Genomic DNA, 26723 nt, shown 5'->3' on the forward strand with positions numbered 1-26723 from the left:
ATCCTGTTCAGGCGTCATCGTTTGGGACTATCCTGTGGAGTCGTACGCCCCACCCGGGAGGAGCCCGCGCCATGAATCTGTACCGCCTGCTCAAGCAGCGAGAAGCCGACCACAAGCCTCTGCGAGTCGCATTGTTGGGCGCCGGAAAGTTCGGCGCCATGTTCATGAGCCAGGCCCCGCGCACGCCGGGCATCCGCCTGGTGGCGGTGGCGGACCTGGTGCCCGACCGGGCCCGCGCCGCGCTGACCCGTGTCGGCTGGCCGGCCGGCGCGCTCAACGCCAGCAGCATCAATGACGCCTACAAGAACGGCAAGGTCTATTTCTGCGACGATGCGCGCACCGTCATCGCCAGCCCCGACGTCGACATCGTCATCGACGCGACCGGCCAGGCCGCCGCCGGCATCACGCACGTGCTCACCTGCTGCGAATACGGCAAGCACATCATCATGGTCAACGTGGAGGCCGACGCGCTGGCCGGCCCGCTGCTGGCGCGCCGCGCGCGCGAAGCGGGCATCGTCTATTCGCTGGCCTACGGCGACCAGCCCGCCCTGATCTGCGAAATGGTGGACTGGGCGCGCGCCAGCGGCTTCGAGGTCATGGCCGCGGGCAAGGGCACCAAGTATCTGCCCGAATTCCACACGTCCACCCCCGACACCGTCTGGCCGTATTACGGCTTCACCGCCGAAATGGTGGCGGCGGGCGACTTCAACGCGCAGATGTTCAACAGCTTTCTGGACGGCACCAAGAGCGCCATCGAGATGGCGGCCGTCTCCAATGCCACGGGTCTTTTGCCGTCGCCCTCTGGCCTGCACTTTCCGCCTTGCGGCGTGGATGATCTGGCGCGCGTGCTGCGTCCCCGCGAGGACGGCGGCATGCTGCATCATCGCGGCCAGGTCGAGGTGATCTCGTCGCTGGAACGCGACGGACGGCCGGTGTTCCGGGACCTGCGCTGGGGCGTGTATGTCACGCTTGCGGCCGACAGCGACTACGTGCGGCGCTGCTTTCAGGAATATGGCCTGGTCACCGATCCCAGTGGCAACTTCACCGCCATGTACAAGCCCTACCACCTGATCGGCCTGGAACTGGGCATCAGCGTGGCCAGCGTGGGCCTGCGGCGCGAGCCCACCGGCGCGCCCGCGGGCTGGCACGGCGACGTCGTGGCCACCGCCAAGCGCGACCTGCAGGCCGGCCAGATCCTGGACGGCGAAGGCGGCTACACGGTGTACGGGCGCCTGATGCCTGCCCCCGATTCGGTCGAGGAAGGCTATCTGCCGCTGGGCTTGTCGAACAAGGTCAAGCTCAAGAACCCCGTGCGCCAGTCGCAGGCGATCCGCTGGCGCGACGTTGAGTACGACGAACGCTCGACCGCGGTGCAGTTCCGCCGCGAGATGGAGCAGACGTTCGCGTAGGCGCGGCCCCGCGGTCACACGGGCGCGGGGCGCTCCGCCTGGAACAACCGCAGCCGGTCCGCCGCGTTGCGCAGGTGCTGTTCGGCGGCGCGGCCCGCGGCGTCGGAGTCGCCGGCTTCAATGGCGGCAAAGATGGCCTGATGCTCGCTCTGCACGGCAGCCATGCGCTCGGCATACCTGCGCGCCGTGTTGTGGCGCGCGCTGCGGATGACGCGGCGCACATTCGCTTCCAGGTAGTCGTTCAGCGCCACCAGGTGCGGGTTGTGCGTCGCCTGCACGATGGCCTGGTGGAATTGATAGTCTTCCTCGTCGCCCAGCTTGTCGTTGATGAGCGCGTACTCCATGCCCACCAGCGCCTGCCGCATCTTCTTCAGGTCGGGCTCGGTGCGCCGCTGCGCCGCATAGCGCGCCGCCGTGACTTCGATGGACAGCATCAGTTCCAGGATGTGCTCCAGGTCCTGGTTGTCGCCCGGCGTGGGTGCGGCGATGCGAAACGCGTTCTTCTGGAAATTCGGGTCGACGAACACGCCGCTGCCCTGCTGCGACGTGACCAGCCCTTCGGACTTGAGGCGAGCCAGGGCCTCGCGCACGACCGCGCGGCTGACCGAGTGCATCTCCGTCAGCTGCTTTTCGGTCGGCAGGCGATCGCCGGGGGCCAGCACGCCTTGGCGTATCTGATCGGCCAGGGCGTCCGCCACCGCCGCCGATAGCGAGCTGCGGGGCGCGGCGCGCGCCGGATCGGGTTCTTGACTTGGCTGCATGTGGATCGTTCGAACGTGAGGGCGGCGCGCGGGCGCGTCGGCCATGGTTATAGGAATGTCTCGCGTGGTGGTCCCGACAGGCTGGTTCGCGGCAGCGCCCTGGAAATTATAGGTTTGCCGGTTTTTTCCGGCGCGCCGCGTTCTGGCACTTTACGCGATATAGATCCCGCCATTGACCTGCATGACCTCGCCCGTCACGAAGGCCGCCAGCGGCGAACACAGGAACGCGATGGTCCCGGCGATTTCCTCGGCCGTGCCAAAGCGGCGCAGCGGCGTGCTTTCCAGCAACTGCGCGCCCTTCTGCCCGATCAGGTCGTGCGTCATGGAGGTGGCGATGATGCCGGGCGCCACCGCGTTCACGCGGATCTGCGGAGCCAGCTCCAGCGCCAGGCTGCGGGTGAAGCTTTGCACCGCGCCCTTGGACGCGGCGTAGGCGGCGTGCGCGTAGCTGCCGCGCTGCGCGGCCAGCGATGTCAAGAGGACGATCGAACCGTCATGGCGCAGATGGCGCTGGGCGGCGCGGCACACGTAGAACGTGCCGTCCAGGTTCACGCGCATCAGCGTGCGCCAGGACTCGTCGCTGGTGTCCTTGACGAGCTGCTCGGGGTAGATGCCCGCGCAGTGGACCAGATGGTCAAGCCCGCCAAAGTGCCGGGCCGCGGCCTCGAACACCCGTTCGCAATCGTGCGACACCGATACGTCCAGCGCGTGCGTGTAGACGCGCTGCCCGCTGGGATCGAGCTCGGCCGCCACTTCCTGCAGCCGCGCGTTGTCGATGTCGGTCAGCACCAGCCGCGCGCCATGCGCGGCCATGAGGCGCGCCGTGGCCAAGCCGATGCCGTTGCCCGCGCCGGTGATGGCGGCAACCTGCCCCTCGAACGAAATCATCCTGTCTCCTGAAGCTGTTTTTGGCGGGCCGCGTCCCTTTCGCGGCAGCAGCTCGAATTCAGATTGAACGCCTGAATCGGTTGCTTGACACGAGAAAAACGCTTGCCCTATGATTTATCGGACAACTTAATAAAGTTGCCTGACAACTTGTTCACCAAAGCGTAAATCAACTGCCGCTTTCAGGCAAGTCAGTCAGAAAAACACGGCGTCACGCCGCATAAACAGGCAGGGGACAACCAGGTGAACTTCACCGGCAGCATGACCGCATCCGCGCCCTCGGCACGCCCGACGGCGCACCTTCAGACGCCCCGGCGGCTTCATGCCCTGCCCGGCCGGCGCCTCGCCCCGGCGCCCCGCGCGTCGGCGGCCGGCGCCATTGCCCCGTCTTCGCGCCACATCGCCTGCCCGCCCTCGCGGGGCGCGGGCGATGCGGCGTGCGCACCTGCCTGACCCACGCAAATCAACACACTCCCGTTCCACGGAGGAGACACGCATGAAATTGGCTTTCACCACCGGTCTGCTGTGCCTGGCCGGACTCGCCGCCACCGCCCACGCCGCACCCGTCAAGATCGGCCTGATCGAAACGCTGTCGGGCCCGCAGGCCTCGACCGGCCTGATGTTCCGCGCCGCCGTCAAATACGAGCTGGACCGCATCAACGCCGCTGGCGGTTGGAATGGCCAGCCGCTGGAGCTGGTGGAGTTCGACAACCAGGGTGGCCCCGTGGGCGCCTCGGACCGTTTCCGCGCCGCGGCCGCCGAGGGCGTGCAGGTGCTGGTGCAGGGGTCGTCCTCGGCCATTTCGGGCCAGCTCACCGAAGACGTGCGCAAGCACAACCTGCGCAACCCGGGCAAGGAGATCGTGTTCCTGAACGTGGGCGGCGAAGCGCTGGAGCTGACCGGCCAGAAGTGCCACTTCTACCACTTCCGCTTCACCACCAACGCCGACCTGCGCGTGAAGGCGCTGGCATCCGTCATGTCCGCCGACGGCACGCTGGGCAAGCGTGTGTACGCCATCAACCAGAACTACTCGTGGGGCCAGGACATGGAAGGCGCGACCGAGCGCTTTGCCAAGGAGTATGGGTACGAGGTCGTGGGCAAGACGCTGCACGAGGTCAACAAGATCCAGGACTTCGCGCCCTATGTCGCGCGCATCCGCTCGGCCACGCCCGACACCGTAGTCACCGGCAACTGGTCCAACGACCTGCTGCTGCTCATGAAGGCCACGCAGGCCGCCGGCCTGAAGGTGCGCTTTGCCACGGTGTTCCTGGACCAGGTCGGCAACCTGGCCAACGCCGGCGAGGTCGCGCTGGGCCATTACATCGCGCACCCGTACAACATCGAGGCCGCCGGCGAGGAAGGCGCGGCGTTCGCCGAGGACTACAAGTCCAAGACCGGCCACTACCCCAGCTACACCGAGCCGCAGACCGTGATCGGCGTGCGCTTTCTGGGCGAGGCCTTGAAGCAGGTCAAGCCGCAGGACGGCAAGCTGCCGGTGCCCGAATTGGCGCTGGCGCTGGAGAAGGTCACCTACAAATCGGCGCTGGGCGAATACACCATGCGCGCCGAAGACCATCAGGTGCAGTTGCCGATGGTGGTGTCCAAGGTGGGCAAGAACGCCAAGTACAAGGCCGACGGCACCGACATGGGCTTTGAACCCGTGAAGGTGCTGGCCGCGGCGGACGTGTCCGCGCCGGTGCAGGGCACCTGCAAGATGCAACGTCCGAAGTGATGCCCGCGCGGCGGGCTGCGCGCTGACCTGCGCGCGGGCCGCCGCCGGCACATGACAAGCGCACTCCCGGCGCGGGCCGGGCAAAAACAGCGTGCGCAATCGCTCGCGGGACGCCTGGCGTCCCGCGCAAGAATCCTGGAGCGGACATGGAATACTTTACCGTCTCGCTGTTGAACGGCGTGATCTACGGCCTGCTGCTATTCATGGTGTCGGCAGGCCTGACACTGATTTTCGGGATGATGGGTGTGCTGAACTTCGCGCACGCATCGTTCTACATGATCGGCGCGTATGCCGCCTACACCCTCACGCCCGTCACGGGCTTCTGGACGGCGCTGGTGCTGGCCACGATTATCGCGGGCGTGCTGGGCATGGGCGTCGAACGCTTCTTCCTGCGCCGCGTGCACAAGTTCGGCCACGCGCAGGAACTGCTGGTCACCTTCGGGCTGGCGTTCATCGTCGCCGAGCTGATCAAGCTGTTCTACGGCGACTTTCCCGTCGACTACCGCGTGCCCCCGTTCCTGAACTTCGCGGCATTCCGCGTGTTCGACGCGGACTATCCGTTCTACCGCCTGCTGATGGGCGGCGTGTCGCTGGCGATGTTCGCCGTGATCTACCTGCTCTTGTCGCGCACCCGCGTCGGCATCGTGGTGCGCTCGGCCATCTACCGGCCGCGCATGGCCGAGGCGCTGGGCCACAACGTGCCGCTGGTCTTCATGAGCGTGTTCGGCGTGGGCGCGGCAATGGCGGGCTTGGCCGGCGCGGTCGCGGGCGCCTTCTACACCACCAACCCGAACATGGCGCTGGAACTGGGCGTGCTGGTGTTCGTGGTGGTCGTGGTGGGCGGCCTGGGCTCGCTGGAAGGCGCGATGATCGCGTCGCTGCTGATCGGCCTGATCAGCTCGTTCTCGGTCGGCATCGACGCCAGCCTGGCGACGCTGTTTGGCCTGTTTGGCGCGCGTGAGTGGGCCGAAAGCGTGGGCGGGCTGATGACGGTGAAGATCTCCAGCCTGGCCGCAACGCTGCCGTTCCTCTTGATGCTGGTGGTGCTGCTGGTCAAGCCGTCGGGACTGAAGGGAGAGCAGGCATGAGCCATACCGCCACTTCCACCCGCCGCGCCACGGGCGCGCTGCTGTTGATCCTGTGCGTGGCCGCGCTGTGCGCGCTGCCGTGGCTGCTGCCTGCCGGCCAGCTCGTGGCGGCCGTGCAGATGCTGATCGCCGCGCTGTTCGCCTGCGCCTTCAACCTGCTGGCCGGCCAGGGCGGCATGCTGTCCTTTGGTCATGCCGCCTACTTTGGCGTCGGCACCTTCGCCACCATCCACGCGATGAATGCGCTGGGCGGCGCGGGCCTGCTGCCCACGCCGCTGATGCCGCTGGTGGGCGGCGTGGCCGGGCTGCTGTTCGGCCTGGTCGCCGGCTGGTTCGCCACCATGCGATCGGGCGTGTATTTTTCGATGATCACGCTGGCACTGGCCGAACTGCTGCACGCGCTGGCGCCGCACCTGAAAAGCGTCTTCGGCGGCGAGGCGGGCGTGTCCGCGATGCGCATGCCGGCATGGGGCTTTGCCTTCGGCTCGGACATCGAGGTGTACTACCTGGTGCTGGCGTGGGTGCTGGTGTCGCTGGCCGCGCTGTATGGCCTGACGCGCACGCCGCTGGGCCGGCTGACGCTGGGCCTGCGCGAAAACGCCAACCGTCTGCGCTACCTGGGCTACCGCCCGCATGCGCTCAAGACCATGGTGTTTGCGCTGTCGGCCATGTTTGCCGGCATCGCGGGCGGCTTGCAGGCGCTGAACATCGAAGCCGGCAACTACGTGCTGTTCGAGGTCAAGCTGTCCACCGACGCGGTGCTGTTCGCCTACATCGGCGGCGTCAATGCGTTCCTGGGACCGGTGCTGGGCGCGTCCATCCTGACCTTCCTGTCGCAGACGCTGGCCGACATCACGCGGTCGTGGCTGCTGTATCAGGGCATTCTCTTCGTGCTGGTGATGCTGTTCGTGCCGGACGGTCTGGTCGGCCTGGTGCAGCGCGCGGCCAAGTCGCTGCGCGAGCGCGGGCTGGCCAACTGGCTGCCGCGCGCCGCGGTGTCTGTGGCCGGGGGGTTGCTGCTCACCGGCGCCACCGTCTTCACCGTGGAACTGCTGCAACGCATGTTTGCGCGCGATTACCGCGCGCTCCTCGCCATGAACCCCGAGGCCGGCTGGCCCGCCATCCCGCTGTTCGGCCAGGACTGGGTGCCGCTTGCGCTGTCGACCTGGCTGGTGCCGCTGGTGCTGTTTGCCGCGGGCCTTGCCGCCTGCCGCTGGGCGCTGGCCCTGTGGCGCGACACGGGCGAAGCCGCCCCCCTGCTGGAGCCCGCCCAATGAGCCACGAGATCCTGACCCTGACCGACGTGCGCAAATCCTTTGGTGAAGCGCAGATCATCCGCGGCGTGAATCTGGCGGTCGAAGCCGGCGAACGCCACGCCGTCATCGGCCCGAACGGCGCGGGCAAGTCCACGCTGTTTCACCTGATGTCGGGCTCGTTCGCGCCCACGTCGGGCGACATCAGCCTGCGCTCGCGCCCGATCGGCGGCCTGGCGCCCGAAGCCATCAACCGGCTCGGCCTGGCGCGTTCGTTCCAGATCACCAACGTGTTCCCGCGCCTGTCGGTGCGCGAGAACCTGCGCCTGGCGGTGCTGCGCATGCACGGCCTGGTCTACAACTTCTGGCGGCCCATCGCACGCAACCGCGCCGTCAACGAGGACGTGGACCGCCTGCTGGAGAAAGTGCGGCTGACGGCGCGCCAGGACACGGCGGCCGGCGACCTGAACTATTCCGAGCAGCGTTCGCTGGAAATCGGCATGACGCTGGCGTCGCGGCCCAAGGTGATCCTGCTGGACGAGCCCATGGCAGGCATGTCGCAGCACGAGGTCGACTACACGGTCGAACTCATCAAAGACGTGACGCGCGACTGCACCCTGCTGATCGTCGAGCACGACATGCAGGTGGTGTTCTCGCTGGCCGACCGCATCAGCGTGCTGGTCTACGGTGAGATCCTGGCCACCGGCACGCCCGCCGAGATCCGCGGCGATGCCCGCGTGCGTGAGGCCTACCTGGGAGAGGAAACGGTATGACGACGCAATCCCCCCTCTTGTCGCTGCAGGGCGTGCATGCCCATTACGGCAAGAGCCACATCCTGCACGGCATCGACCTGTCGATCGGGCGCGGCGAAGTCGTCAGCCTGCTGGGCCGCAACGGCGCTGGCCGCTCGACCACCATGAAAAGCATCATGGGCCTGGTGGACGTGACCGGCGGCCAGATCGCGATGGAAGGCCGCGACATCACCAACAAGCGTCCCTTCGAGATCGCCCGCGCGGGCCTGGCCTTCGTGCCCGAGGAGCGCGAGGTGTTCGCCAACCTGACGGTGGACGAGAACCTGCGCATGGGCGAGCAGCCCCGGCGCGACGATGCGCCGTACTGGACCGTGGCGCAGATGTTCGACTACTTCCCGCGCCTGAAGGAACGCAGCAATACCCGCGCCGGCAACCTGTCGGGCGGCGAACAGCAGATGCTGACCATGTGCCGCTCGCTGCTGGGCAATCCCAAGGTCATCCTGATCGACGAGCCCACCGAAGGGCTGGCGCCCAAGATCGTCGAGGTGATTGCCGACGTCATCCGGGATATCCACAAGCAGGGAGTGTCCGTCGTGCTGGTCGAACAGAAACTGACGATCGCGCTGAAGGTGTCCACCCGCGTCAGCGTCATGGGCCACGGCCGCATCGTGTTCGAAGGACCGCCCGCGCAGCTGCATGAGCGCCAGGACGTCGTCCAGGAATGGCTGGCGGTCTGAGCCGCCTTACGTACTCACCTTACACAGGCACACATCGTGGACAACACCACTGAAGTCATTCATGCCGAGTTGCGCGGCCAGGCGGTCGTCATCACCGGCGGCGCGAAGGGCATCGGCTACAGCACGGCGCAGGCCTTTGCACGCCAGGGCGCGCGCGTCGCGCTGCTGGACATGGATGCCGGCGCGCTGGACGCCGCCGTCGCGGCCCTGACCGCCGACGGCGCGCAGGCCATGGCGGTGCAGGCGTCCGTCATGGATGCCGACGCCGTCGAGCGCGCCTTTGCGCAGGTTGCGGAAACCTGGGGCGGCATCGACGTGCTGGTCAACAACGCCGGCATCTCGGCCAACAAGCCCACGCTGGAAGTCACCGTGGACGAATGGCGCCGGGCCGTCGACATCAACCTGACCGGGGTCTTCCTGTGCGCGCAGGCGGCCGGACGGCGCATGGTGCCCGCCGGCTCGGGCAGCATCATCAACCTGGCCTCCATGTACGGCGTGGTGGCCGCTCCCGACCGCGCCGCCTACTGCGCCACCAAGGGCGCGGTGGTGCTGCTGACCGAGACGCTGGCCGTCGAATGGGGCCCGGCGGGCGTGCGCGTCAACGCGCTGGCGCCAGGCTATGTCGAAACCGACCTGGTGCGCGACCTGGCCGCGCGCGGCCGGCTTGACCCCGAACGCCTCAAGCAACGCACGCCCCTGCGCCGCATGGCGCAGCCGGCCGAAATGGCCGACCTGGCGGTTTTCCTGGCCTCGCGCCAGGCCGCCTACATCACCGGACACACCCTGGTGGCAGACGGCGGCTGGAGCCGCTACAGCTACCTCTGATTGCCCCGACGCTTAAAAAAACACACTGGAGATTCATTCATGGCCACCTACCAACCGCTCGAGCCCCAGGCGCCCTGGCGGCAACTGACGGCCGAGGCCTCGGACTGGCAGCAGGCGGACCCCGCGCTGCTCGGCACGATGCTGACCCAACTGCACTGGATCCGCGCTTTCGAGGAAGCCGTGCTGGAACTGGCCGCCGAAGGCCTGGTGCACGGTCCCGCGCACTCGTCGGTCGGGCAGGAAGGCGGCGCCGTCGGCTCGGTGCTGGCCCTGGGCGCCGGCGACCAGATCAACGGCTCGCACCGCGGCCATCACCAGTTCCTGGCCAAAGCGCTGCAGCACGTGGCGCCGCTGGGCCTGGATCCGCGCAACCCGCTCACGCCCGCCATCGATGAGGTCCTGCACAAGACGCTGGCCGAGATCATGGGATTGGCAAACGGCTACTGCCGCGGCCGTGGGGGCAGCATGCACCTGCGCTGGCTGGAAGCGGGCGCGCTGGGCACCAACGCGATCGTCGGCGGCGGCGTGCCGCTGGCCGCCGGCGCGGGCTGGGCGCACAAGCACGCGGGCACCGATCGCGTGGCCGTGACGTACTTTGGCGACGGCGCGGTGAACATCGGCTCGGTGCTGGAAACGATGAACCTGACCGCCGCGTGGAAGACGCCGCTGTGCTTTTTCATCGAGAACAACCGCTACGCCGTGTCCACGACCGTGGAAGAGTCCACCGCCGAGCCGCGCCTGTCCGCGCGCGGCCTGGCCTTCAACATTCCCGCGTGGAAGGTCGACGGCATGGACCCGCTGGCCGTGCACCTGGCCATGTCGGAAGCCGTGGCGCACATGCGCGCGGGCAAGGGTCCCACCATCGTCGAGGTGGACGTCTACCGGTTCTTCCACCAGAACGGCCCCTTCCCCGGCAGCGCCTTCGGCTATCGCACCAAGGACGAAGAGGCGCAATGGCGCCTGCGCGATCCGCTGGACCGCATCGCGGCCGAGATGATCGGCCGCAAGCTGGTCACGCAGGCTGAGGTGGACGCGCTGCGCCAGCGCTGCAAGGACGTGATGAAGGAAGTGTCCGGCCGCCTGACCGAAGCGGCTGACGGCGGCAAGCGCCGCGTGCGCGCCGACCTGTGGCCAAGCCCGGATTTCCGCGACGTGGGCCTGCGCAGTGATGGCTCGGAACTGGCCGGCCTGCGCTACCAGGAGGCGGCGGACCACACCGGCGCCACCGTGACGCGCAAGTTCGTCGATGCGGTGGCCGACGTGCTGGACCGCCGCATGGAAACCGACCCCGGCGTCGTGGTGCTGGGCGAAGACGTGCACCGCCTGAAGGGTGGCACCAACGGCGCCACGCGCGGCCTGAAGGACAAGTATCCGGACCGCGTGCTGGGCACGCCCATTTCCGAAAACGCCTTTGCCGGGCTGGGTGGCGGGCTGGCGATGGACGGCCGCTACAAGCCCGTCGTGGAATTCATGTACCCGGACTTCATGTGGGTCGCGGCCGACCAGATCTTCAACCAGATCGGCAAGGCGCGCCATATGTTCGGCGGCGACATCGACGTGCCCTTCGTGCTGCGCACCAAGGTCGCGATGGGCACGGGCTACGGCTCGCAGCACTCGATGGACCCGGCCGGCATCTTCGCCACCGCGCCCGGCTGGCGCATCGTCGCCCCGTCCACGCCGCACGATTACGTCGGCCTGATGAACACGGCGCTGGCCTCCAAGGACCCGGTGCTGGTCATCGAGCACGTCGATCTGTACGCGTCTTCGGGAGAGGTTCCCGAGAATGACCTGGACTACGCCATCCCGTTTGGCCGCGCGCAGGTGCGGCGCGAGGGTGGCAAGGTCACCATCCTGACGTACCTGTCCATGGTCAGCCGCGCGCTGGCGGCGGCCGAAGCGGCCGGCGTGGATGCGGAAGTCATCGATCTGCGCACGCTGGACCGCGCCAGCCTGGACTGGGACACCATCGGCGCCAGCATCAAAAAGACCAACAACGTGCTGATCGTGGAACAAGGCGCGCGGGGCACGTCCTACGGCGCCATGCTGGCCGACGAGATCCAGCGCCGCTACTTCGACTGGCTGGACCAGCCGGTCAAGCGCGTCACGGGCGGCGAGGCCTCCCCCAGCATCTCCAAGGTGCTGGAGCGCGCGGCATTCGCCGATACCGATGAAGTGGTGGCAGGCCTGGCCGACGTGCTGGCCGACCTGGGGGAAAAGCCATGACTGCCCTGCACATGACCGTGCCGATGGAAGTCGGCATCTGCTGCGCGGATCTCGATGCGCTGGCCGCGTTCTACACCGATTTGATGGGCCTGACGCTGGTGAATCGCGTGACCGTGCCAGCCGGCAAGGCGCAGGCCACGGGGCTCACGCCGCACGGCTACGACGTGGCGCGTCTGCAGACCCCTTATGGCGAGCGCATCAAGCTGCTGCAGCCGGCCGTGGCGCCCGAACCGGCCGTGCGCGGCAAGGCCATTCTGGACCGCCAGGGCGCCGCCTACCTGACCTTCATCGTGCGTGACCTGCGCGGCGTGGTGCGCGATCTGCAATCGAAGGGCGTGGTCTTTGACAGCGCGCCCGCGCCCATGGAAGTGCGGCCGGGCACGTGGCTCGCCTTCTTCCGCGACCCCGAAGGCAATGTGCTCGAACTCGTCGAATACGACGACCCCGCCGCGTACCGGCCCGACCTGGCCGGCGCCGCTGAATAGGAACAACATCGTGGCATACCTCATCAAGCTCCCCTCCGTTGCCGCCGACGCCTCCGGCGGCGTGCTGCACCAGTGGCTCAAGCAGGAAGGCGATCGCGTCGCCGTGGGCGAGGCGCTGGCGGAAGTCGAAACCGAAAAGGCCATCGTCGAGATCAACGCCGAACAGGCAGGCGTGCTGGGCCGCATCGTCGTGCAGGCCGGGCCGGCCTCGGTGCCCATCAACACCGTGATCGGCGTGCTGATCGCGGATGGCGAAGATGCAGCGGCGATCGATCGTGCGTTGGCCGAGCACGGTGGCGCGGCGGTGGCTGCCGGGTCGGCTGCTGGCGCGGCGGCAGATGGCGCGGCGGCTTCGGGAGCATCGGCTTCCGGAGCGGCGGCTCCCGGAGCATCGGCTCCCGGAGCATCGGCTGCCTCGGCATCCGCTGGCGCTGGCGCTGCCTCTGCCTCGCAACAAGCCGGCAACGCGTCAGCATCCGCCGCGCAATCCCCATCCGCATCCTCGGCTGCTCCCGTCCCCGGCGGCCGCCTCTTCGCCAGCCCCGTCGCCCGGCGCCTTGCCGCGCAATGGCACGTCGACCTGCTGGGCGTCACCGGCACCGGCCCGCATGGCCGCATCGTGCGGCGGGACGTGGAAGCGGCGCGCGACCGTGCGCCGGCCGCCGCCCCCGCTGCCGCGCCGCTGGCGGGCCGGTCGGCCGCGCGCCGCGTGCCCCACACCGGCATGCGCCGCGCCATCGCGCGCCGTCTTACCGAAAGCAAGCAGCACGTGCCGCACTTCTACCTGACGGTCGACTGCCGCATGGACGCGCTGCTGGCGCTGCGCGCGCAGGCCAACCAAGGCGGCGCCGTCAAACTGTCGGTCAATGACTTCATCGTGCGCGCCGCCGCGCTGGCGCTGCGCGAGGTGCCCGAGGTCAACGCGTCCTGGCACGACGATGACATCGAGTACCACGCCGGCGCCGACGTCTCGGTGGCGGTGGCCACCGACGGCGGCCTGGTGACGCCCATCGTGCGCGATGCCGACGTCAAGCCGCTGTCCGCCATCTCGGGCGAGATCGCCGAGCTGGCCGGGCGCGCCAAGGTCAACCGCCTGAAGCCCGAGGAGTTCACGGGCGGCTCGCTGACCGTCAGCAACCTGGGCATGTACGGCATCAGCCAGTTCGCCGCCATCATCAACCCGCCGCAGGCCGCCATCCTGGCCGTGGGCGCGGCCGAACGCCGCCCGGTGGTCGACGCCGAGGGTCAACTCGCCGCCGCCACCGTAATGACGGTGACGCTATCGGCGGACCATCGCGTCGTGGACGGCGCGGTCGGCGCACGCTGGCTGGCGGCCTTGCGCACCCTGATCGAAAACCCCGTGCGCATCCTGCTGTGAGCCCCGCCATGACGAAGACGAGTTTTGATCTGGTGGTGGTGGGCGGTGGCCCGGGCGGCTACGTCGCCGCGATCCGCGGCGCGCAGTTGGGCATGTCGGTCGCGCTGGTCGAGCGCGCCGAACTGGGCGGCATCTGCCTGAACTGGGGCTGCATTCCCACGAAAGCCCTGCTGCACAGCGCCACCGTGCTGCGCGCCTGCCGCGAGGCCGCGCATTACGGCGTGACGGGCGCGGGCGAGGCGCGTCCCGATCTGGCCGCCATGGTCACCCGGTCGCGCAAGGTCGCCGGCCGGCTGGGCCAGGGTGTCGCGCACCTGATGAAGAAGAACGGGGTGACGGTGTTTGCCGCCAGCGCCCGGCTTGCCGGGTCCGGCAAGCTGGCGCTGGACAACGGCGCCACGCTGTCGGCCAAGCACATCATCCTGGCCACCGGCGCGCGCGCCCGCGAGCTGCCGGCGCTGCCCGTGGGCGAACGCATCTGGGCCTACCGGCAGGCACTGGTTGCCGACGCGATCCCGGCATCGCTGCTGGTGGTGGGCGCGGGCGCCATCGGCGCCGAGTTCGCCAGCTTCTATCGCGCGGTGGGCGCCGAGGTCACGCTGATCGACATGACGCCGGAGATCCTGCTTCAGGAAGACGCCGAGATTTCGCAGTTGGCGCGCAAGGCCTTCGAGAAGCAAGGCATCCGCGTCCTGACCCGCTGCGCGGTGACGGCCTCGTCGACCACCGCCGACGGCGTCAAGGTCACGCTGGAGCACGACGGCGAAAAGATCGAACAGACGTTCGACCGCGTCATCGTCGCCGCCGGCATCGTCGGCAACGTCGAGAATCTTGGCCTGGAAAAGACGCGCGTCAAAATCGAAAAGACGCACATCGTCACCGACGGTCTGTGCCGCACCGGCGAGCCGGGCGTCTACGCGATCGGCGACGTGGCCGGCGCGCCGTGGCTTGCCCACAAGGCCAGCCACGAAGCCGTGCTGTGCGTGGAAGCCATCGCAGGCCTGCCCGTGCACACCATCGACCCGCTGCGCATTCCCGCCTGCACCTATTCCTACCCGCAGGTCGCCAGCATCGGCATGACCGAAGCCCGCGCGCGCGAACACGCCACCCGACACGGCGGCGACATCCGCGTTGGCAAATTCACCTTCGCTGGCAACGGCAAGGCGATTGCGATGGGCGAGGACCAGGGACTCGTCAAGACAGTCTTCGACGCCAAATCGGGCGAACTGCTGGGCGCGCACATCATCCACCCCGAGGCGTCCGAGCTGATTACCGGCTATGGCGTGGCGGCATCGTTGGAAGCCACCGAAGAAGACCTGATGCACACCGTGTTCGCGCATCCGACGCTGTCGGAAACGCTGCACGAATCGGTGCTGGCGGCATTTGGACGGGCATTGCACGCGTAGCCAATGTCGGTGTCTGACACCCTCGTGAGACAGGCGACATGCCCAGAGCACGTCCGCAGGGTGTCAGACACCTGCGCCGAATCGGTGCCGGCGGAATTGGGCCGGGCATTGCACGCGTAGCCAATGTCGGTGTCTGACACCCTCGCGAGACAGGCGACATGCCCAGAGCACGTCCGCAGGGTGTCAGACACCTGCGCCGAATCGAGACACCTGCGCCCAATCGGTGCCGGCGGAATTGGGCCGGGCATTGCACGCGTAGCCAATGTCGGTGTCTGACACCCTCGTGAGACAGGCGACATGCCGAGAGCACGTCCGCAGGGTGTCAGACACCTGCGCGCATCAAATCCGGCCCGCGTAAAAATCCAGGAAGCACGCAATCCGCCGCGACAGCTGCGTATTGCGGTGGTACACCGCGTGCATCGGTTGCAGGTAATCTGTGTATTCGTTTTGCAGCACCTTCACCAGCCGCCCGGCCGCGATATCTTCGCGCACGACAAAGTCCGACAGGCAGGCGATGCCCACGCCGCGCAGGGCCAGTTGCCGCTGCGTTTCGCCGCTGGAAGTCGCCAGCGTCGGCGTCGCCTGAAAGCTTGAACCGCCCGCATGGCGCAGCGGCCAGAGATTCAGGCTTTCCGGCTGGGTAAAGCCCAGCAATTCGTGGTCCGCCAGATCCTCCACCGTGCGCGGCGCGCCACGGCGGGCGATGTAGTCGGGACTGGCCATCATCCAGCGCGGCGACGGCCGTAGCGCGCGGGCGTGCAGCGTGGAATCGGTCAGCGGTCCCATGCGCAGCGCCACGTCGGTGCGATGCTCCATCAGGTCCACGATGCGGTCGTTGCTGGTGAGCTCCAGCGATATCTCCGGATACGCGCGCCGGAACTCGGCCACGTGCGGCACCACGCAATGCAGCATCACCGGCACCGACGCATCCACGCGCAATCGCCCGGCCGGCCGCTGGTGCACCATCCGCATGCACTCCTCGGCCTCTTCCAATGCGGCCACGATCTGGCGCGCCTTGGGCAGGAAATGCCGGCCTTCCTCGGTCAGCTCCATGCGGCGTGTGGTGCGGTTCAGCAGCATGACGCCCAGGTCTTCTTCCAGCCGCTGCAGACCGCGGCTGACGCCCGACGCCGTCTGGCCCAGCATTTCGGCGGCGGCGCTGAGGGAACCGGCGTCGACCACGCCGAGGAACAGGCGCAAGGCTTCGGAGTTCAGGGACATTTATTGCGCTCCGGTGGGGGGTCGCTGAATTTTATCGGCACGATCACCGCGTTCACCTGCGATCGACGCCAAATCCACGATTTACAGGCTGGAGACGGTATTTCCGGTTTACAAATCAAAAGCTGTAAAGCCAGCAAACCCGCCCGCTTGACGAGTGCCGTTTACCACTGCCACAGCCGCTCGGCACAAAAAAAGGCGGCGCCCGAAGCGCCGCCTTTCTCAGCAACCGGTCATCAACCGATCACCGCTTGCCCTTGAGCTTGAGCTGCGACAGATCGCGCACCGCGCCGCGATCGGCCGACGTGGCCAGCGCAGCATAGGCCTGCAGCGCCTGCGACACCACGCGTTCGCGGCCGACCGGCTCCCAGCCGTCGGCGCGCGCGTCCATCGCGGCGCGGCGGCGGGCCAGTTCGTCATCGGCAACCGCCAGGTGGATCTTGCGGTTGGGGATGTCGATCTCGATCGTGTCGCCTTCTTCGACCAGGCCGATGGTGCCGCCTTCGGCCGCTTCCGGCGAGGCGTGGCCGATCACCAGACCGGACGAGCCGCCCGAGAAGCGGCCGTCGGTAAAGAGCGCGCAGGTCTTGCCCAGGCCCTTGGACTTCAGGTAGGACGTGGGGTACAGCATTTCCTGCATGCCGGGGCCGCCCTTGGGGCCTTCGTAGCGGATCACCACCACGTCGCCCGCGACGACCTTGTCGCCCAGGATGCCTTCAACGGCGTCGTCCTGGCTTTCGAAGACGCGTGCGCGGCCCGTGAAGACCCATTGCGACTCGTCCACGCCGGCCGTCTTCACGATGCAACCCTTTTCCGCCAGGTTGCCGTACAGCACGGCCAGGCCGCCGTCCTTGGAATAGGCGCTTTCCTTGCTGCGGATGCAGCCCGTCTTGCGGTCGGTGTCCAGCGTCAGGAACGTGGCGTCCTGGCTGAAGGCGACCGTGGTCGGGATGCCGCCGGGCGCCGCGCGGTAGAACTTTTTGGCTTCTTCGCTGGCGTTGCCGGCCACGTCCCATTGCTGGATGGCGTTGCCCAGCGTGCCGCTGTGCACGTTGCCGCAGGACAGGTCCAGCAGATCGGCGCGCGCCAGTTCACCCAGGATGCCCAGGATGCCACCGGCGCGGTGCACGTCTTCGATGTGGTACTTGTCGGTGGCGGGCGCCGCCTTGCACAGGCACGGCACCTTGCGCGAGATGCGGTCGATATCGGCCATGGTGAAGTCCACGCCGGCTTCCTGCGCTGCGGCCAGCAAGTGCAGCACGGTGTTGGTCGAACCGCCCATCGCCACGTCCAGCGCCATCGCGTTCTGGAACGCGCTCTTGGTGGCGATGTTGCGCGGCAGGACGGATTCGTCTTCTTCGACGTAGTAGCGGCGGCACAGGTCAACGACCAGACGGCCGGCCTGTTCGAACAGCCCCTTGCGCCAGGCGTGCGTGGCGACGATGGTGCCGTTGCCCGGCAGCGCCAGGCCGATGGCTTCGGTCAGGCAGTTCATCGAGTTGGCGGTGAACATGCCGGAACAGGAGCCGCAGGTCGGGCAGGCGCTGCGCTCGACTTCGGCGACTTCCGCGTCCGACACGTTGGGATCGGCGGCCTTGATCATGGCGTCGACCAGATCGATCTTGGCGATGACCTTGCCGTCGGTGGGCGACTTGACCTTGCCGGCTTCCATCGGGCCGCCGGACACGAACACGACCGGGATGTTCAGGCGCATCGCGGCCATCAGCATCCCCGGGGTGATCTTGTCGCAGTTCGAGATGCAGACCATGGCGTCGGCGCAGTGCGCGTTGACCATGTATTCCACCGAGTCCGCGATGAGTTCGCGCGACGGCAGCGAATACAGCATGCCGCCGTGACCCATGGCGATGCCGTCGTCCACGGCGATGGTGTTGAATTCCTTGGCGACGCCGCCGGCGGCTTCGATTTCCTTGGCCACCAGCGCGCCCAGGTCGCGCAGGTGCACGTGGCCAGGGACGAACTGCGTGAACGAGTTCACCACGGCGATGATCGGCTTGCCGAAGTCGCCATCCTTCATGCCGGTGGCGCGCCACAAGGCGCGGGCACCGGCCATGTTGCGGCCGTGGGTCGAAGTGCGGGAGCGGTAGTGCGGCATGATCTGTCTCAGGCTGTAGCTGTTAGCGTGGGCGGCAAAACGGTAAATAATACGCTGGTTCCGCCCCCGGCCGCCCCGCGGCCGTGCTGAAACGGACACGCGGCCGTCAGGCGGACGCCACGCTGCGCGCCGCAAAGGCGCTGGGCGACTCCCCCAGCGCCTTGCGGAACATGGCCGCGAACGCGCTGGGACTTTCGTACCCCAGGTCCAGCGCCACATCCAATACCCGATCGCCCCGCGCCAGCCGCTCCATGGCCGCCAGCAGCCGGGCCTGCTGGCGCCAGCGGCCGAACGTCATGCCCGTATGCCGCAGAAAAAGCCGATGCACCGTCTTGGGATCCACCCCCAACGCCCGCGCCCAGTCGGCCGCCCCGTCCTGACGTTCCGGATGCCGCACGATGGCCCGGCAGATCCGGGCAAGGCGCGGTTCCGACGGCTGCGGCAGATGCAGCGGCAGCGCCGGCTCCTGGCGCAGCTCGTCCAGCAGCAGCATCATCAGCCGGCCGTCGCGCGTGTCCGGCGCCCAGTCCAGCGGCACCTGGGCGGCGGCGGCCATCAACTCGCGCAGCAAGGGCGACACCGACAGCACGCAGCACTGCGCGGGCAGATGCGCCGCCGCGCCGGGCTCCACAAACACGGTGCGCATGCGCGGTTCGCCGCTCATGCGGATGCCGTGCGTCACCCACGCCGGCACCCACACGCCGCGCGTCGGCGGCACCACCCAGATACCCGCGTCCGTATCCACCACCATCACGCCCGAGATCGCATAGACCAGCTGTCCGCGCCGATGGCGATGGCGCTTGACGCGATGCCCGTCCGGATAGTCCACGGCCAGCCCCGCCACTGGACGGCGCGACGACTCATAGGGATAGAGATCCAGTTCGGCCGGCGTGCGCGGCACGGAGGACGCCGTCATGGCGCATACCCCCGCAGCGCCAGCAGCGCATCCTGCAGATGGCGCAGCCCGCGGCTGAGCGGCTTGTCGCGCCGCAGAACGATCGCCAGGTCTCGCGACAGGCGCGGTGTCAGCGAGCGTACCTCCAGCGCCTCGCGCCGGCCCGCGCCCGACACCGCCAGCCGCGGCAGCACCGCGCAGCCCAGGCCCGCCCCCACGATCTCCTTCATCGCCTCCGTGCTGCCCAGTTCCATGATCGGCTTGGCCGCCACGCCCGCCGCCCCGAACCAGTCGTCCACCAGCCGCCGCGTACGCGCGCCCGGCTCGAACAGCACCAGCGGCATCCGCGCCAGCGCCTGCGGCGTCACCGCCTCGGGGATGGCGGCCGCATCGCGCGCCGGAAAGATCGCCACGAATTCGTCCTCCATCAACGGCGTCGCCTGGAACATGCGGCCCGGCGCGGGCAGCGTGATCAACACGATATCCAGCGTATTGGCCTCCAGCCCGCGCAGCATGTCCGCCGTGTTGCCCGTGCTGGCCACGACGTCCAGCGCCGGAAACCGCTGGCGCAGATCCGCCAGCACCGGCGGCAGCAGATAGGTGCACGCCGTCGCGCCCGTGCCCAGCCGAATCCGCCCCGACACCTGCGACGCATGCGCGCTCATTGCCTGCTCGGCCTGCGCAATCGCGCCGTCGATCACGCGGATGTGCGCCAGCAGCTCCCGCCCCGCCGCCGTCGGCCCCGCGCGCCGCCCCACGCGCTCGACCAGCTTCAGGCCAAATCGCCGCTCCAATTGACGGATCTGCAGGCTGACCGCCGGCTGCGTCACGCCCCCGCGCTCGGCGGCGGCGGAAAAACTACCCAATTCGATCACCTGCGCAAACGTGCGCAGGTGGTCCAGATTCAAGCCGCGCATAGCTCACACCAAAGTTCTACTTATGAAAATCATAATAGACCAAAGCTTTATTAATGAAAGCGCTTGGCCCACACTGACGTTTTCATTACCCAACCACGCGTCCATCTGCGCGTCCACGCTTGCGGCTCCTTGCGCACCTGACCGCCTACTAAATTTCCGGCTATTTCCATGTCGCCCCATTCGCCCACCGTCCTCATCCGCGACAGCGCGGAAGCCGATCTGCCCGCCATCAAGACCATCTATGCGCACCACGTGCAGCACGGCACCGCCTCGTTCGAGCTCGACCCGCCCTCCATCGCCGAAATGCGCCAGCGCCGCGCCGGCGTTTTGGAAAAGGAAATGCCCTACCTCGTCGCCGAGATCAATGGCGAAGTCGTCGGCTACGCCTACGTCACGCCCTACCGCCCGCGCCCCGCGTACCGCCACACCGTCGAGGACTCCGTCTACGTCAAGGCCGGCCGCGCCGGACTGGGCATCGGCGGCAAGCTGCTCGCCGCCCTGATCGAACGCTGCACCGCCGCCGGCTGGCGCCAGATGCTGGCCGTCGTGGGCGACAGCCGCAACGCCGCCTCGCTGGCGCTGCACGCCAGCCAGGGCTTTCACCCCGTCGGCACCCTGCGCTCCGTCGGTCACAAGCACGGCGAATGGCGTGACACCATCCTCATGCAGCGCAGCCTGGGCGACGGCGACACCACGCCGCCGCAACGCCCATGATCCGCCCCCACGCCGTCATCTGCCTGGGGCTCACCCAGCTTGTCGGCTGGGGCGTCACCTTCTACCTCATCGGCGCCCTGGGCCCGGCCATGACCGCCGACCTGGGCTGGAACGCCGCCACCATCTATGGCGGCTTCTCCGCCGCCATCGTCGTCATGGCCCTGGTCTCGCCCGCCGCCGGCGCCGCAGTGGACCGATGGGGCGGCCACCGCGTCATGCCCGCCGGCGCCGTGCTTTCCGCGCTGGGCTGCGCCCTGCTCGCCGTCACGCACTCCCTCGCCCTCTACTTCGCGGCCTGGGCCACGCTGGGCGTCGGCATGCGGCTGTGCCTGTACGACGCCGCCTTCGCCGCCCTGGCCCACGCCGCCGGCCCCGCCGCGCGCCGGCCCATGTCCCAGATCACCCTCTTCGGCGGCCTGGCATCCACCGTCATGTGGCCCGTCGGCCACTTTCTTGCCGAATGGCTGGGCTGGCGCGGCGCCGCCTGGTGCTACGCCGCACTGGCGCTCGCCACCGTCCCCCTCTACCTGGCCCTGCCCCGCCGCCGCTACACCGCCGCCACCCACACCGACCCCGGCAAGGCCGCCACCGCCCTGACCCGCACCGCCGCCGAACGCCGCCTGGCCGGCACCCTGTACGCCGTCATGGCGATGCTGACCAACTTCCTGGCCGCCGGCAACGCCGCCCACCTGTTCTCCCTGCTGACCGGCCTGGGCCTGGCCACCGCCGCCGCCGTCAGCGTCGCCGCCCTATGGGGCATCGGCCAATTCGCCGCGCGCCTCGGCGACGTCCTCGTCGGCGCCCGCCTGCATCCCCTGACCCTCAACCTGGCGGTGGGCCTCGCCCTCCCCCTATGCTTCCTGCTCGCCCTCGTTCCCGGCGGGCACCTCTACACCACCGCCGCCTACACCCTGCTCTACGGCGCCTGCAACGGCCTCATGACCATCACCCGCGGCACCCTGCCGCTGGCGCTCTTCGACTTCCGAAGCTACGGCGCGCTGGTCGGATCGCTGCTGATCCCCAGCTTTCTACTCACCGCCGCCGCGCCGGTTGCGTATGCGTATGTCATCGAGTGGCAAGGCGCGAAAGCAGCAATGATGGCGTCCGCAGCGTTGGCAGCGGTCATTGCTGCGGCAGCGGTGATGCTGAGATGGAGGTTTATCGGGCGGGTGAATGAAGCGGCAGTGATGGCGGCCGTCACACCTGCCGTTGTGCCGACGGCGCGGGATGGTGTTTGAGCGCTGCGTTCTTGGGACGGTGTCAGACACCCAGGAGGCGGTGGCGCTAGATGGGATGGCGTTTCTGTAGGGTGTCAGACACCTAGTGCGAACACACCGCAGCAACGTGCGAAGCGTCATCACCAAACGCAAGACACCGCGTAAGCCCCGCCAGGCCGCCCGCGCGGCCGTCGTGGGGCGGGCGCCGCAAGATGCTTCAACCCCTCACGACAGCAGGCAAGAACCTTAAGAACTCGATTCGCCCCAGCGCCCGCCAAGCTGAAACCACCAGAGCTCGGCGTGTCGTCGGCCTGGGGTGCGCGGGGCGTGTAGATGCGCCCGAGGGAATCTGAAGGAAGCGCCGAAGGCGCTGACGAAGATGACAACGGGGCAGTCCGGAGCGAAGGCTCCGGACCGCAATCGTAGCCCCGCGCGCCCCAGGCCGACGACGCGCCGGGCGTCTCAAGAACCAGCTCCAGTACGCCGAAACACCGACCGTCTTAAGAACCAGATCCAGTCCGCCGAAACACCGACCGTCTTAGGAACCAGCGCTAGGCCTCCGAAACACCGAGCGTCTCAAGAACCAGCCCCAGGCCATTGCCGAGCTGACCAGCCACTCACCCCTCAGCCGCAGAAGCCACCACCCATTTCTCCCACCCGATCTTCCTCAACTTGCAAGCCGGACACTCCCCGCACCCGTACCCCCAATCATGCCGAGCCCCCCGCTCCCCCAGATAACACGTATGGCTTTCCTCGACGATCGTCTCCACCAACGCATCACCCCCCAGCGCATAAGCCAGCGCCCAGGTCTCAGATTTGTCGATCCACATCAGCGGCGTCTCGATCGTCACCCGTGACCCAAGTCCCAGCCCCAACGCCACCTGCTGCGCCTTGATCGTGTCGTCCCGGCAATCCGGATACCCCGAGAAATCCGTCTCGCACATCCCGCCCACCAGCACGTCCAGCTGACGCCGATACCCCAGCGCCGCCGCCAACGTCAGGAACAACAGATTGCGCCCCGGCACAAACGTATTCGGCAGCCCGTTGGCCTGCATCTCGATCGCGCGGTCGCTAGTCATCGCCGTATCGCCCACCTGACCCAGCACCTTCAGGTCCAGCAGATGGTCCTCGCCCAACCGCGCCGCCCAGTCCGGAAAATTGGCCCGGATCTCGCGCAGCACATTCAGCCGCGCAGACAGTTCGATGTGATGACGCTGCCCGTAATCGAACGCCACCGTCTCCACATGCGCATAGCGGTCAAGCGCCCAGGCGAGGCAAGTGGTGGAATCCTGGCCGCCCGAGAACAGCACGAGCGCGCGACGTTGATGATTTTGCATAAAGGGGGCTTCTGGAATAACGAAGGGATACCTCGCACTTTAACCGAGCAAACGGCCTTCCCCGTAAGGAACGCTGCGTAAAATCGACCCATCATTTTCAAGGTTTGCCCGCAACGCCCGCTTCGACTTTTCCTCTTCCAACAGCCATCAGACGGATCCCCGCACGATGAATGCCAAGCGCACGCAGTCAGATTCCGCAGAACCCTTGCGTCACGATATCCGGCTGTTAGGCCGACTGTTAGGAGAAGTCATCGAAGAATGCGAAGGCAAGCGCGTCTTCGACACCATCGAAACCTTGCGCCGCACCGCCGTCAAATTCCGCCGCGAAGGCGACGACGCCGACAGCAAACTGCTTGAGCAACGCGTCAAGCGCCTGCAGGGCAGCGACCCCAACTCCGTCGCACGCGCCTTCAGCTACTTTCTGCACCTGGCCAACATCGCCGAAGACCGCGACCAGAACCGCCGCCAGCGCGCCCGCGCCCTCACCGACGGCACGCCCGCGCGTGGCAGCCTGCGCGAAGCCATCCAGGTGCTTGGCGGCCAGGGCGTCGGCGTGGCGCGCATCCGCCGCCTGCTGGCCGAAGCCTGCGTCATGCCCGTCCTCACCGCGCACCCCACTGAAGTGCAGCGCAAAAGCACGCTCGACGTCCACCGCGAAATCGCCAGCGCGCTTGCGCAGCGCGACGCCCAGCTCACGCCCGACGAACTGGCCGAACTCGACACCGCCCTGCTCGGCCGCGTCGCCACCCTGTGGCAGACCCGCATGCTGCGCTACACGCGCCTGACCGTCGCCGACGAAATCGAAAACGCGCTCTCGTACTATCGCAGCACCTTTTTGCAGGTCATCCCGCGCCTGTACGGCGACCTCTCCAAACTGCTCAACCGCGAGTCCGCCAAACCCTTCGCCGCCCCGCCCCCGCCGCTCGAACCCTTCCTGCGCATGGGCAGTTGGATCGGCGGCGACCGCGACGGCAATCCCAACGTCGACGCCGCCACGCTCGAACGCGCCCTGCTGCGCCAGGCCACCGTCCTCTTTGAACACTACCTGCAGGAAGTCCACGCGCTGGGCGCTGAACTGTCCATCACCACCCTGCTCATCGCCGCAGACCCCGAACTGCTCGCGCTCGCCGAGCGCAGCGGCGACGACTCCCCGCACCGCCGCGACGAACCCTACCGGCGCGCCCTCGTCGGCGTCTACGCCCGGCTGGCCGCCACCGCGCTGCGCCTGACCGGCCAGAACCTTGCCCGCCGCAGCACTGTCGCCGCCCCCGCCTACGACGCCCCCCAGGAATTCGCCGCCGACCTCGCCGTCATCGCCGCATCCCTCGCCGCGCACCACGGCGCCCCCCTCGCCAAGCTGCGCCTCTCCGGCCTGCAGCAGGCCCTCGAAGTCTTCGGCTTTCACCTGGCCACCGTCGACCTGCGCCAAAGCTCCGACGTCCACGAAGGCGCGCTTGCCGAACTCTTCTCGCGCGCCGGCGCCACGCACAACGGCAAGCCTCTCGACTACCTGGCCCTGACCGAAGACGAACGCGTCGAACTCCTGCGCGCCGAACTCGCCCAGGCGCGCCCGCTCGCGTCGCCCTGGATCGCCTACTCCGAAGACACCACCCGCGAGCTCGCCGTCCTGCGCGCCGCCGCCGCCGGCCGCGCGCGCTACGGCAAACAGGCCGTGCGCCAGACCATCGTCTCGCACACCGAAACGCTCAGCGACCTGCTCGAAGTCATGGTCTTGCAGAAAGAGGCCGGCCTCATCGCGCCCGCCGGACAGGACATCCTTCCCGAAGACGGCCTCATGGTCGTGCCGCTCTTTGAAACCATCCCCGACCTGCAACGCGGCGCCGACATCATGGCCGCCTGGCTCGACCTGCCCGAAATCCGCCAACGCGTGAAGCGCGCGCAAAACGGCGCGCAGGAAGTCATGCTGGGCTACTCCGACAGCAACAAGGACGGCGGCTTCCTGACCTCCAACTGGTCGCTCTACCAGGCCGAACGCGCGCTGGTCGATGTCTTCTCCAGCCGCAACGTCCGCCTGCGCCTCTTTCACGGCCGCGGCGGCTCCGTCGGCCGCGGCGGCGGTTCCAGCTTCGACGCCATCCTTGCCCAGCCTCCCGGCACCGTCGCCGGCCAGATCCGCCTCACCGAGCAAGGCGAAGTCATCCAAAGCAAGTACAAGGACGCCGAAGTCGGCCGCTGGCACCTTGAACTCCTCGTCGCCGCCACCCTCGAATCCAGCCTCGCCCCGCGCGCCGAAGCCACCAGCGCCGAAGACGCCCACATGGCCCACCACGGCCCCGCCATGTCCTTCATGTCCGACACCGCGCAACGCACCTACCGCGGCCTCGTCTACGACACCCCCGGCTTCGCCGAATACTTCTTCGCCGCCACGCCCATCAGCGAAATCGCCGGCCTGAACATCGGCTCGCGTCCCGCCTCCCGCAAAAAGGGCCAACGCATCGAAGACCTGCGCGCCATCCCCTGGGGCTTCTCCTGGGCCCAATGCCGCCTCATGCTCACCGGCTGGTACGGCATGGGTTCGGCCATCGAGGCCTACCTCGAAACCGGCGCCCCCGACGCCCCCCGCTCCCGCCGCGGCCGCCTCGCCCAACTACGCGAAATGGCCCGCGACTGGCCCGCCTTCCGCACCCTGCTCTCCAACATGGAAATGGTGCTGGCCAAATCCGACCTCGCCATCGCCGCCCGCTACGCCCAACTCGTCCCCCAGCGCGCCCTGCGCGAACGCATCTTCGGCGCCATCAGCGCCGAACACGGCCGCACGCTCGCCATGCTCAAACTGCTGACCCAACGCGAACTGCTCGCCGACAACCCCACGCTGCAAATCCTGCTGCGCGAACGCTTCGCGTATATCGACCCGCTGAACTATCTGCAGATCGACCTCATCCGCCGGCATCGTGCCGCGCAGAAAAATCCCGCTGCAGAGGTCGACAAGCGCGTGCAGCGCGCGATCCATCTGACGATCAACGGAATCGCGGCGGGACTGCGGAATTCGGGGTAGGAACGCTGGCGGGAACCGGAACTGCGGATGTCGATGACGCCACCAGGATTGCAGCTTGCGGCCGGTGTCAGGCACCCGGCCACGTCGCGGCAGGCTCAAGCGGCGGTGCTTAAGGGTGTCAGACACCTGGGAGCAGCTGGGAGGAACTGGCATCTTCGGCCGGTGTCAGACACCCGGCAACACGATCTGCAGATTCAGACGACAGTGCTTAAGGGTGTCAGACACCTAAGAGCGTCTGCATCTAGGCCGTCAGATACCTAGAAGACTGGGCGACCGCGAAGCGTCATCACGCCAACGCAAGACACCGCGTAAGCCCCGCCAGGCCGCCCGCGCGGCCGCCGCGGGGCGGGCACCGCAAGACG

21 protein-coding genes are annotated in these 26723 nt (G+C 68.0%); 14 read left to right on the plus strand and 7 right to left on the minus strand.

Going from position 1 to position 26723, the window contains the following annotated elements:
* Positions 1-71 precede the first annotated feature (71 nt).
* On the plus strand, positions 72-1409 hold the full coding sequence (locus LN047_RS26160; protein WP_056320475.1) for an NAD(P)H-dependent oxidoreductase: 1338 nt from the start codon (positions 72-74) through the stop codon (positions 1407-1409).
* A 14-nt stretch (positions 1410-1423) separates the two neighbouring features.
* Here LN047_RS26160 and LN047_RS26165 read toward each other — a convergent pair whose 3' ends face one another.
* Together LN047_RS26165 and LN047_RS26170 are read right to left on the minus strand one after the other, a co-directional pair.
* Complete coding sequence (locus tag LN047_RS26165; RefSeq protein WP_152382793.1) at positions 1424-2170, minus strand: FadR/GntR family transcriptional regulator; 747 nt, start codon at positions 2168-2170, stop codon at positions 1424-1426.
* 150 nt (positions 2171-2320) lie between these two features.
* The gene (locus tag LN047_RS26170; protein WP_056320470.1) at positions 2321-3058 is read right to left on the minus strand and encodes an SDR family NAD(P)-dependent oxidoreductase; all 738 of its coding nucleotides are present in this window, start codon (positions 3056-3058) and stop codon (positions 2321-2323) included.
* A gap of 493 nt (positions 3059-3551) precedes the next feature.
* Between LN047_RS26170 and LN047_RS26175 the strand changes: the two genes are divergently transcribed.
* The 10 genes from LN047_RS26175 to lpdA all read left to right on the plus strand — a co-directional run bounded on the left by LN047_RS26175 (position 3552) and on the right by lpdA (position 14934).
* Positions 3552-4787 (plus strand): branched-chain amino acid ABC transporter substrate-binding protein, encoded by a 1236-nt coding sequence (locus tag LN047_RS26175; RefSeq protein ID WP_056320468.1) that lies wholly within the window; start codon positions 3552-3554, stop codon positions 4785-4787.
* A 146-nt stretch (positions 4788-4933) separates the two neighbouring features.
* Entirely contained in the window at positions 4934-5875 is a 942-nt protein-coding gene (locus LN047_RS26180) for a branched-chain amino acid ABC transporter permease (protein WP_056320465.1), read from the plus strand.
* A complete protein-coding gene (locus LN047_RS26185; RefSeq protein WP_373980651.1) occupies positions 5872-7152 on the plus strand; it encodes a branched-chain amino acid ABC transporter permease in 1281 nt (426 codons plus the stop codon). The genes LN047_RS26180 and LN047_RS26185 overlap by 4 nt, the downstream gene beginning before the upstream one ends.
* The gene (locus LN047_RS26190; protein ID WP_062841282.1) at positions 7149-7901 is read left to right on the plus strand and encodes an ABC transporter ATP-binding protein; all 753 of its coding nucleotides are present in this window, start codon (positions 7149-7151) and stop codon (positions 7899-7901) included. Before LN047_RS26185 ends, LN047_RS26190 begins: the two co-directional genes overlap by 4 nt.
* Positions 7898-8617, plus strand: coding sequence for an ABC transporter ATP-binding protein (locus LN047_RS26195; RefSeq protein WP_063954599.1), 720 nt, complete (start codon positions 7898-7900; stop codon positions 8615-8617). Before LN047_RS26190 ends, LN047_RS26195 begins: the two co-directional genes overlap by 4 nt.
* Before the next feature lie 36 nt (positions 8618-8653).
* Positions 8654-9442 carry an SDR family NAD(P)-dependent oxidoreductase gene (locus LN047_RS26200; RefSeq protein ID WP_373980652.1) on the plus strand — a complete coding sequence of 263 codons (789 nt, stop codon included), beginning with the start codon at positions 8654-8656 and terminating at the stop codon, positions 9440-9442.
* A 39-nt stretch (positions 9443-9481) separates the two neighbouring features.
* Positions 9482-11665, plus strand: a complete 2184-nt coding sequence (locus tag LN047_RS26205; RefSeq protein WP_373980653.1) for a thiamine pyrophosphate-dependent enzyme — start codon at positions 9482-9484, stop codon at positions 11663-11665.
* Positions 11662-12150, plus strand: a complete 489-nt coding sequence (locus LN047_RS26210; protein ID WP_373980654.1) for a VOC family protein — start codon at positions 11662-11664, stop codon at positions 12148-12150. The genes LN047_RS26205 and LN047_RS26210 overlap by 4 nt, the downstream gene beginning before the upstream one ends.
* A 10-nt stretch (positions 12151-12160) precedes the next feature.
* Positions 12161-13528 carry a pyruvate dehydrogenase complex dihydrolipoamide acetyltransferase gene (locus LN047_RS26215; protein ID WP_373980655.1) on the plus strand — a complete coding sequence of 456 codons (1368 nt, stop codon included), beginning with the start codon at positions 12161-12163 and terminating at the stop codon, positions 13526-13528.
* Between the two features lie 8 nt (positions 13529-13536).
* Complete coding sequence (gene lpdA, locus LN047_RS26220; protein ID WP_373980656.1) at positions 13537-14934, plus strand: dihydrolipoyl dehydrogenase; 1398 nt, start codon at positions 13537-13539, stop codon at positions 14932-14934.
* A gap of 339 nt (positions 14935-15273) precedes the next feature.
* Here lpdA and LN047_RS26225 read toward each other — a convergent pair whose 3' ends face one another.
* From LN047_RS26225 to LN047_RS26240, 4 genes are all read right to left on the minus strand, one after another.
* On the minus strand, positions 15274-16155 hold the full coding sequence (locus LN047_RS26225) for a LysR substrate-binding domain-containing protein (protein ID WP_373980657.1): 882 nt from the start codon (positions 16153-16155) through the stop codon (positions 15274-15276).
* Positions 16156-16396: 241 nt separating this feature from the next.
* The gene (ilvD, locus tag LN047_RS26230) at positions 16397-18265 is read right to left on the minus strand and encodes a dihydroxy-acid dehydratase (RefSeq protein WP_108006097.1); all 1869 of its coding nucleotides are present in this window, start codon (positions 18263-18265) and stop codon (positions 16397-16399) included.
* A gap of 106 nt (positions 18266-18371) precedes the next feature.
* Positions 18372-19181: a helix-turn-helix domain-containing protein gene (locus tag LN047_RS26235; RefSeq protein WP_056319794.1), complete on the minus strand. Its 810-nt coding sequence runs from the start codon at positions 19179-19181 to the stop codon at positions 18372-18374.
* Positions 19178-20077, minus strand: coding sequence for a LysR family transcriptional regulator (locus LN047_RS26240; protein ID WP_279991672.1), 900 nt, complete (start codon positions 20075-20077; stop codon positions 19178-19180). Before LN047_RS26240 ends, LN047_RS26235 begins: the two co-directional genes overlap by 4 nt.
* 168 nt (positions 20078-20245) lie before the next feature.
* Between LN047_RS26240 and LN047_RS26245 the strand changes: the two genes are divergently transcribed.
* Entirely contained in the window at positions 20246-20791 is a 546-nt protein-coding gene (locus LN047_RS26245; protein WP_373980658.1) for an N-acetyltransferase family protein, read from the plus strand.
* On the plus strand, positions 20788-22029 hold the full coding sequence (locus LN047_RS26250; protein WP_373980659.1) for an MFS transporter: 1242 nt from the start codon (positions 20788-20790) through the stop codon (positions 22027-22029). Before LN047_RS26245 ends, LN047_RS26250 begins: the two co-directional genes overlap by 4 nt.
* Positions 22030-22625: 596 nt before the next feature.
* On the opposite strand, the gene queC is transcribed toward LN047_RS26250, so the two are convergent.
* Positions 22626-23345 carry a 7-cyano-7-deazaguanine synthase QueC gene (queC, locus tag LN047_RS26255; protein WP_056319804.1) on the minus strand — a complete coding sequence of 240 codons (720 nt, stop codon included), beginning with the start codon at positions 23343-23345 and terminating at the stop codon, positions 22626-22628.
* Between the two features lie 166 nt (positions 23346-23511).
* On the opposite strand from queC, the gene ppc reads away from it, so the two are divergent.
* Complete coding sequence (gene ppc, locus LN047_RS26260) at positions 23512-26361, plus strand: phosphoenolpyruvate carboxylase (protein ID WP_373980660.1); 2850 nt, start codon at positions 23512-23514, stop codon at positions 26359-26361.
* The last annotated feature ends 362 nt before the right edge of the window (positions 26362-26723 follow it).

This window comes from Achromobacter sp. JD417, from assembly GCF_041879325.1.
Lineage (GTDB): Bacteria > Pseudomonadota > Gammaproteobacteria > Burkholderiales > Burkholderiaceae_B > Achromobacter > Achromobacter mucicolens.